The sequence below is a fragment of the Streptomyces sp. NPDC054840 genome (assembly GCF_053611065.1).
The window spans coordinates 1-8,605 of sequence record NZ_JBSGZP010000293.1 but is presented as its reverse complement, the minus strand read 5'-3'; the positions used below and the strand labels follow the sequence as shown (position 1 = coordinate 8,605).

Sequence of the window (8,605 nt, the reverse complement as noted above, 5' to 3'; positions counted from 1 at the left end):
GATCAGGGTGCAGGGGTCAGCAGGCGCCCTGGTCCTTCCAGACACCCCAGTCACCGGTGGTGCCGGGCTCCTCGTTCTGCGTCCACCACTGGGCCTTCCAGTTGCGGCCCTTGTGGGAGACGAGGTTGCCGCTGTTGTAGATCGTGCCCGCCACGTACGCCGGGTTGCTGCAGGTCCCGGCCGGAGGCGTGGTCGGCGGGGTCGTGGGGGGAGTGGTCGGCTCGGTGGTCGGGGGTGTGGTCGGGGGCTGGGTGGCGCCGGGCTGCACCGGCGTCGTACCGCGGGCCAGGTCGCCGGCGAGGGCGTAGGTGGTGCCGGAGACGGTCACCGTCCAGTTGGAGGGGGTGGACACCGGCAGGTAGTAGTTGAAGGCCAGGTCCACGGAGGCGCCGGGGGCGAGGGTCTGCCAGGCCGGGAGCTTCAGGGAGACCCGCTGGAAGTCGCCCTTCAGGCCGCCGACGTTGTTGCCGGTGTGGCCGCTGCTGATCACGGTCGTGCCGAAGCCGGACTGGTCGGAGGCGTTGGCCGGGGCCGAGGTGCCGTAGTCGAACCGGAACTCGGTTCCGCCGGGCAGCGTGACGTTCGTGTTGTTGGTGATCTTCAGCTTGGGGGTGAGCGGGTAGTTGGAGTCGCCCAGCTTGAACTCGGTGAACTCCGTCCTGATGTCCACGGCCTGGGTGGGCAGGGTGGTGGCGCCCGCCTTCTTCACGCCGTAGGGCGAGGCCGACTTGAACTTCTGGTACATCGTGTCGGTGAGCGTGTCGCCCACCTCGTACTGGCCCTTGGCCGCGTTGTACACGTAGTCGCCCGCGAGTTCCCAGACCATGGTGCCGCCGATGCCCTTGTCCACCACGTAGTCGGCCTTGGCGGCCACCGACTGCTCGTCCTCGGTGGAGAGGAAGACCTTCTTCTGGGCGTTCCACAGCCACGGCGCCACCAGGGTGGAGTCGTACTTGCGGACGTAGGTGCCGGTCAGGGTGGTGTTCGCCGGGAAGCCGTACTTGGTGACGTAGTCTCCGACGACGCCCTTCTCCAGGTTCTTGGCGTGCCACATCGGGTTGGAACCGGCAGGGGACTCGGCCCCGGTGGTGTCCTTGTCGTGCCACAGGTTGTCGATGCCCACCGCGCCGTCACCGCACTTGGTGAGGCCGGCGCCGGCCGGGCAGGTGGTCGCGGGAGCCTTGCCCCACAGGCCGTCGGTGCCGCCCTGCACGTTCTTGAAGCCGCGGGTGTAGTAGGGCAGGCCGATGTTGATGCGGCCGCCCGGCATGGAGCCGCGGAAGTAGTGGTAGGCCCAGTCGGTGTTGAGGTAGCCGATGCCGCCGTACTGGGAGGTGGAGTAGACGCCGGCGGCGGCGAGTTCGCCGTCCTTGCCGTCGTCGAAGAGCGAGGCGTTGGGGCCGACGTACTCGTTCCAGGCGCCGTGCAGGTCGTAGGACATGATGTTGACGTAGTCCAGGTACTTCTGGACCTGGAACGTCTCCATGCCCCGCAGCAGGTAGCCGGAGGAGGGGGCGGCGACGGAGAGCAGGTAGTGCTTGCCGTCGGCGGCGCCCGCGCGGTCGAGCTTCTCGCGCAGGGACTTCATCAGGGCGGCGTAGCCCTGGACCAGGCCGGCGCGGCGGGCATTGGCCGTCTGCCAGTCCAGCGGATTGCCGGCGTCCTTCATGGTGGTCGGGTATTCGTAGTCGATGTCGACGCCGTTGAACCCGTACGTGCGGATGAACTCGACCGAGGAGTCGGCGAAGGTGTCGATGCCGGCCTGGTTGACCGAGCCATCGGCGTTGGTGGCCATCGAGTAGAAGCCGCCGGAGGCGACCCGGTTGCCGTCGTCGCCGAAGTAGCCGCCGGTCTCCGCCCAACCCCCGACGGATATCAGCGTCTTGACGTTCGGGTATTGCTTCTTGAACTTCGTCAGCTGGTTGAAGTGGCCCTTGTAGGGGAGGGCCGGGTCCATCTCGGCGCCGGCGACGCCGGGCCAGGTCATCCCGGTGGCGGCGTTGGTCCCGCTGTCCGAGCCGACGGAGATCTTGTTGTCGGCGCCCACGTGGGCGAAGGCGTAGTTCAGGTGGGTGACCTTGGACCACGGGATGTTGTGGGCGAGGTAGGCAGGGGTGCCGTCCTTGCCGGTGCGCCAGCCGGTGAAATATCCGATGACGCGACGCTGGTGGTCGGCGCCCATCTTCTCGCGGCCTGCGGCGTCGTAGACCGAGCAGTACGGGACGTCGACGCCGGCGGTCTTGTACAGCCCGTCGGGGCGACAGCCCTCGTTGTCGGCCGCGTGGGAGACGCCCGCCGAGAGCCCGCCCACCAGGAGGCCGGCGATTGCGGCGCCGGCTGCCAGGAGCATCGCTCTCGTACGTGTGGGGGACGGCATTGTGCCTCCTGGGGAGGGGAGGTTGCAGGACACAACTGGACACAACATGGAGCAACGGGATGGATGCGTAAGTGTGTTGGCCCGTGACGTGCGCACATCTGACGGGCTGTTCCCGGGAAGATGAAGCGAACGTTAAGAGGACTAGACCACCCCGGTCAATAGGTCTGGACCAACCCCGCCCGACTTGACAAAGTGCACTCCGGCATCGGCCTTCTGTGAGCCAGCCCACACCACATCACCCGCATGGTGTCCGATCACCCGTGGCAGACTGGCTGGAGTACCAGTAGCAGCGCACTCCGGGGTCGGTGTAATTCCGAACCGGCGGTTATAGTCCGCGACCCGTCCGCAGCCAGCGGTCGGTTGACCAGGTGAGATTCCTGGACCGACGGTTAAAGTCCGGATGGGAGGCAGTGCGCGGCGGGCCAGTCACCGGTACGCCGCCGTCGGCGGTTCGTCGGCATATCCCTGTGGATATGCCTGGTCGAACCGTTTTTCCGGCCTCGGCGTCCCCTGTGCGCTGTACCGCTTCATCTGTCGTATCCCGACAGGCCCCGGAGTCCGTGCCCGATGAGGCAGGAGGACCCGGTGGCGACACACGCCGCGCACGCAGCACCCGACGCGGACACCCGTGCCATGCGTCGAGCCGTCGAGCTCGCGGCCCGCGGACTCGGCTCCACCAGCCCCAACCCGGTCGTCGGCTGCGTCATCACCGACGCCTCGGGCGCCGTCGTCGGCGAGGGCTGGCACGAACGGGCCGGCGGCCCGCACGCCGAGATCCACGCCCTGCGCGCGGCAGGAGCGGCCGCCCACGGCGGCACCGCCTACGTCACCCTCGAACCCTGCAACCACACCGGCCGTACGGGGCCCTGCGCCCAGGCTCTCGCAGGCGCCGGGATCGCCCGCGTGGTCTACGCCGTCTCCGACCCGAACCCGCAGGCCAGCGGCGGCGGCGCCACCCTGCGCGCGGCCGGGATCGACGTCGCGGCCGGTCTCCTCGCGGACGAGGCCGAGGCGGGCAACATCGCCTGGCTGACCTCCGTACGCCTGGGCCGGCCCCACGTCACCTGGAAGTACGCGGCCACCCTCGACGGCCGCAGCGCCGCCGCGGACGGCAGCAGCCGCTGGATCAGCTCCGCCGAGTCCCGGGCCGACGTCCACCGGCTGCGCGCCGAGAGCGACGCCGTCCTCGTCGGCGGCGGCACCCTGCGGGCCGACGACCCGCACCTCGCCGTCCGCGGCGTCGAGCACGCCACGCAGCCGCTGCGCATCGCCCTCGACGCCCGCGCCACGCTCCTGCCGACCGCCCGCGTCCTCGACGACGCCGCGCCCACACTGCTCGTCGTCGGCGAGGACGCCGACACCCGGCACCTGCCCGGCGTCGAACTGCTCCGGCTGCCCCTGCGCGACGGCCGCATCGGCGTCAACGACCTCCTCGACCGCCTGTTCCGGCGCGGCGTGCGCTCCGTCCTGCTGGAAGGCGGCCCCACACTGGCCGGCGCCTTCCTCGAAGCCGGCGCCGTCGACCGCGTCGTCGGCTACCTCGCCCCGGCCCTGCTCGGCGCCGGCCCCGCGGCGCTCGCCGACGCCGGGATCAAGAGCATCTCCGGTGTCCAGCGCCTCGACATCACCGAGGCCGTCCGCATCGGCCCCGATCTCCGCATCACCGCAGTCCCCGTCACCACCGCCACCGCCACCAAGGAGCACTGAGTGTTCACCGGAATCGTCGAAGAACTGGGCGAGGTCACCGCTGTCGAGCAGCTCGAGGAAGCCTCCCGCTTCCGGCTGCGCGGCCCCCTCGTCACCGAGGACGCCAAGCACGGTGACTCCATCGCGGTCAACGGTGTCTGCCTCACCGTCGTGGAGACCGCGAACGGCGAGTTCACCGCCGACGTCATGCAGGAGACCCTCAACCGCTCCAGCCTCGGCGCCCTGACCAAGGGCTCCCGGGTCAACCTGGAGCGCCCGATGGCCCTCGGCGGACGGCTCGGCGGTCACCTGGTGCAGGGACACGTGGACGGCACCGGCGAGATCATCTCCCGGACCCCCTCGGAGCACTGGGAGATCGTCAAGGTCGCCCTCCCCGAGAACCTCTCCCGCTACGTCGTCGAGAAGGGCTCCATCACGGTCGACGGCGTCAGCCTCACCGTGGTCGAGGCCGCCGCCGACTGGTTCACCATCAGCCTCATCCCCACCACCCTCGCGCTGACCACCCTCGGCATCAAGCAGAGCGGCGACCCGGTCAACCTGGAGGTCGACGTCCTCGCGAAGTACGTCGAGCGCCTCCTGGGCGCCGGCGTGAACCCGCTGCACGCGACGGGAGACGCCCGGTGAGCGCCCTGACCTGGCTCAACGCGGAGGCCTTCACCGTCATCGGCCAGAAGGTCATCTGGTCCGACATGATCGGCAACCTGATCGGCCTGGCCGCGCTCGCCCTCGGCTGGCGCCGCTCCCTGTGGACCTGGCCCGCCCAGCTCCTCTCCGGCGTGATCCTCATCGCCGCCTACGCCTCCGCGCACCTCGCGGGCGGCGTCGGCAAGCAGCTCCTCGTCATCGGCGTGGCCGTGTGGGGCTGGCGCGCCTGGCAGCTCGGCCGCCGCAAGGCCCAGGACGGCTCCATCGCCGTACGCACCGCCACCTGGAAGGAGCGCGTAATGCTCCTGGCCGGCGCGGTGCTCGGCACCCTCGCCGTCGGCGGCCTCTTCATGCTCTTCCCGAACCTGTCGTGGAGCCCGTGGGCCGACGCGTACATCTTCGTCGGCACCATCGTCGCGATGGTCGCCCAGGCCCGCGGACTCGTCGAGTTCTGGTTCGCCTGGCTGCTCGTCGACCTGGTCGGCGTCCCCCTCGCCTTCAACAACGGACTGGCCTTCTCCGGCCTCGTCTACGTCGTCTACTTCGCCCTCGTGCTCTGGGGCGCCTACGACTGGTATCAGCGTTCTCGCACCACCCCCGCCCCGGCCCTGGAAGGAGCAACGGCATGACCAGCCTCAAGCCCGTGCCCGACATCCCCGAAGAGGCCTTCCGCCTCGACCCCGTCGAGCAGGCCGTCCGTGACATCGCGGCGGGCCGCCCCGTCGTCGTCGTCGACGACGAGGACCGCGAGAACGAGGGCGACCTCGTCATCGCCGCCGAGAAGGCCACGCCCGAGATCATCGCCTTCATGATGAGCGAGTGCCGCGGCCTGATCTGCGCCCCGATGGAGGGCCCCGAGCTGGAGCGGCTCGAACTCCCGCAGATGGTCCAGAACAACACCGAGTCGATGAAGACCGCCTTCACCGTCTCCGTCGACGCGAGCGCCGCCCACGGTGTCACCACCGGCATCTCGGCCGCCGACCGCGCCACCACCCTGCGCCTGCTCGCCGACGGGGTCAGCGAGCCCGGCGACTTCGTCCGCCCCGGCCACATCTTCCCGCTGCGCGCCAAGCCCGGCGGCGTCCTGGTCCGCAACGGCCACACCGAGGCCGCCGTCGACCTCGCCCGCCTCGCGGGCCTGCGCCCGGCCGGCGCCATCGTGGAGATCGCCGGCGAGGACGGCGTCATGCTGCGCCTGCCCGAGCTGATCCCCTTCGCCCGCAAGCACGGCCTGACGATCATCTCCATCGAGGACCTGATCGCCTACCGCCGCTCCGCCGAGCCCACCGTGCACCGCGAGGCCGAGGTCAGCCTGCCGACCGCCTTCGGCGAGTTCACCGCCTACGGCTACCGCTCCACCGTCGACGGGGTCGAGCACGTCGCCCTCGTCCACGGGGAGATCGGCGACGGCAGCGACATGCTGGTCCGCATGCACTCCGAGTGCCTCACCGGCGACATCTTCGCGTCCGAGCGCTGCGACTGCGGCCCCCAGCTGCACGCCTCCATGGAACGCATCAAGGCGGAGGGCCGAGGCATCGTCGTCTACCTGCGCGGACACGAGGGCCGCGGCATCGGACTCCTGTCCAAGCTGCGCGCCTACGAGCTCCAGGAACTGGGCCGCGACACCCTCGACGCCAACCTGGAACTCGGCCTGCCCGCCGACGCCCGCGACTACGGCGCCGGCGCGCAGATCCTCGCCGACCTCGGCGTGCACAGCGTCCGGCTGATGACCAACAACCCCGAGAAGTCCGACGCCCTCGTCCGGCACGGCATCACGGTCTCCAGCCGGGAGCCGATGCCCATGCAGGCCGGCGAACACAACCTGCGGTACCTGCGCACCAAGCGGGACCGGATGGGCCACGACCTGCCCTGGCTGGACGGGCCCGTGACCACCTCCGCCTGCGGCAACCAGTAGGCACGCACCACCACTCGTACACATATCCACCCACCCCACCCCACCCCACCCCACCCCACCCCACCCCACCACGAACCACCGAGGAGCAGAGCTGTGAGCGGCAAGGGCGCACCCGAACTGAGCGTGAAGAACTGCGGAGACCTTCGAGTCGCCGTGATCGCGGCCCAGTGGCACGAGAAGGTCATGGACGGACTGGTCGACGGAGCCCTGCGGGCACTGCACGAGCTGGGCATCGACGAGCCCACCCTGCTCCGGGTTCCCGGCAGCTTCGAGCTCCCGGTCGTGGCGAAGGTACTCGCCGGTCGCGGTTACGATGCCGTCGTCGCCCTCGGAGTGGTCATCCGCGGCGGCACCCCGCACTTCGACTACGTCTGCCAGGGCGTCACCCAGGGCCTGGTACAGGTGTCGATCGACACCGGAGTCCCTGTCGGCTTCGGAGTACTGACGTGCGACAACGACGAGCAGGCGCTCGACCGCGCCGGGCTTGAGGGGTCGAACGAGGACAAGGGGCACGAAGCGGTCACCGCCGCCGTCTCCACCGCCATGACCCTGCGGACCGTCAGCGAACCCTGGCGCTGAGTGGCGACGGGCAACCCCGTATTCTGAGGACCATCATGGCTGACAAGACCCCCAAGACCTTCGAGGAGCTCTTCACCGAGCTCCAGCTCAAGGCCGCCGAAGGCGACCCCAGCACCTCCCGCACCGCCGAGCTCGTCCACAAGGGCGTCCATGCCATCGGCAAGAAGGTCGTCGAGGAGGCCGCCGAGGTCTGGATGGCCGCCGAGTACGAGAGCAAGGAAGCCGCCGCCGAGGAGATCTCCCAGCTGCTCTACCACGTCCAGGTGATGATGGTGGCGCGCGGGATCTCCCTCGACGACGTCTACGCCCACCTCTGAGTTCCGGCACGCACACCCGCCCGCAATCCCGTAACCACGCACCAAAGGAAGCCCCATGCTGCGCATCGCCGTCCCCAACAAGGGTTCACTCTCCGGACCGGCGTCGGCGATGCTCCATGAGGCCGGCTACCGGATGCGCAAGGAGTCCAAGGAGCTCGTGGTCGTCGACCCCGAGAACGAGGTGGAGTTCTTCTACCTCCGCCCCAAGGACATCGCCATCTACGTCTCCTCGGGCAAGCTCGACATCGGCATCACCGGCCGCGACCTGCTGCTCGACTCCGGCGCCAGCGCCGAGGAGATCCTGCCGCTGAACTTCGGCCGCTCCACTTTCCGCTACGCCACCACCCCCGGCACGGCGAAGGGTCCCGAGGACTTCTCCGGGATGACGATCGCGACCTCGTACGAGGGAATCGTCGCCAAGCACCTCGCCGAGAAGGGCATCGACGCCTCCGTCGTGCACCTCGACGGCGCGGTCGAGACCGCCATCCAGCTCGGCGTCGCCCAGATCATCGCGGACGTCGTCGAGACCGGCACCAGCCTGCGCAACGCCGGCCTGGAGGTCATCGGCGAGCCGATCCTCACCTCCGAGGCCGTTGTCATCCGCGGCAACGGCGCCGACGCCGGCGACCCGCAGGTCCAGCAGTTCCTGCGCCGCCTGCAGGGCGTCCTGGTGGCCCGCAGCTACGTGATGATGGATTACGACTGCCGCGCCGAGCACCTGGAGCGCGCCGTCGCCCTCACTCCCGGCCTGGAGTCCCCGACGGTCTCCCCGCTGCACAACGAGGGCTGGGTCGCCGTCCGCGCGATGGTCCCCGCCAAGGAAGCCCAGCGGATCATGGACGACCTGTACGAACTCGGCGCGCGGGCGATCCTCACCACCTCGATCCACGCCTGCCGCCTCTAGGGCGTGTTTTGAAGAGTCCCGCCTGGCCTGCGGGCGCCCGGCGCTACTTTTAAGACACGCCCCTAACTTGATCTTTAACCCGTGCGGCGTGGGCGAGGGGTCGTCGACTTCTTCGTTTTCGGTTTCGTGGTGTCGGGTTTGCGGACTGTGTGCACGTCGTA

At 69.6% G+C, this 8,605-nt stretch carries 8 protein-coding genes and 1 riboswitch; of the genes, 7 read left to right on the top strand and 1 reads right to left on the bottom strand.

Features of this window, described 5'->3' with window-relative positions; genetic code table 11:
- Positions 1-16: 16 nt before the first annotated feature.
- Entirely contained in the window at positions 17-2,377 is a 2,361-nt protein-coding gene (locus ACWGIU_RS20940; RefSeq protein ID WP_453707921.1) for a chitinase C-terminal domain-containing protein, read from the bottom strand.
- A gap of 287 nt (positions 2,378-2,664) precedes the next feature.
- Positions 2,665-2,795: riboswitch (FMN riboswitch) on the top strand.
- 149 nt (positions 2,796-2,944) lie between these two features.
- On the opposite strand from ACWGIU_RS20940, the gene ribD reads away from it, so the two are divergent.
- The 7 genes from ribD (at position 2,945) to hisG (ending at position 8,444) form a co-directional block, all read left to right on the top strand.
- Positions 2,945-4,084: a bifunctional diaminohydroxyphosphoribosylaminopyrimidine deaminase/5-amino-6-(5-phosphoribosylamino)uracil reductase RibD gene (ribD, locus tag ACWGIU_RS20935; protein WP_453707919.1), complete on the top strand. Its 1,140-nt coding sequence runs from the start codon at positions 2,945-2,947 to the stop codon at positions 4,082-4,084.
- Positions 4,085-4,708, top strand: coding sequence for a riboflavin synthase (locus tag ACWGIU_RS20930; RefSeq protein ID WP_453707917.1), 624 nt, complete (start codon positions 4,085-4,087; stop codon positions 4,706-4,708).
- A complete protein-coding gene (locus ACWGIU_RS20925; RefSeq protein WP_453707915.1) occupies positions 4,705-5,358 on the top strand; it encodes a nicotinamide mononucleotide transporter family protein in 654 nt (217 codons plus the stop codon). Before ACWGIU_RS20930 ends, ACWGIU_RS20925 begins: the two co-directional genes overlap by 4 nt.
- A complete protein-coding gene (locus ACWGIU_RS20920) occupies positions 5,355-6,644 on the top strand; it encodes a bifunctional 3,4-dihydroxy-2-butanone-4-phosphate synthase/GTP cyclohydrolase II (protein ID WP_453707913.1) in 1,290 nt (429 codons plus the stop codon). The genes ACWGIU_RS20925 and ACWGIU_RS20920 overlap by 4 nt, the downstream gene beginning before the upstream one ends.
- Positions 6,645-6,737: 93 nt before the next feature.
- Positions 6,738-7,223, top strand: coding sequence for a 6,7-dimethyl-8-ribityllumazine synthase (ribH, locus tag ACWGIU_RS20915; protein WP_327734494.1), 486 nt, complete (start codon positions 6,738-6,740; stop codon positions 7,221-7,223).
- A gap of 35 nt (positions 7,224-7,258) precedes the next feature.
- On the top strand, positions 7,259-7,540 hold the full coding sequence (locus ACWGIU_RS20910; RefSeq protein ID WP_453707911.1) for a phosphoribosyl-ATP diphosphatase: 282 nt from the start codon (positions 7,259-7,261) through the stop codon (positions 7,538-7,540).
- Positions 7,541-7,595: 55 nt separating this feature from the next.
- A complete protein-coding gene (hisG, locus tag ACWGIU_RS20905) occupies positions 7,596-8,444 on the top strand; it encodes an ATP phosphoribosyltransferase (RefSeq protein WP_314253695.1) in 849 nt (282 codons plus the stop codon).
- Positions 8,445-8,605 lie beyond the last annotated feature (161 nt).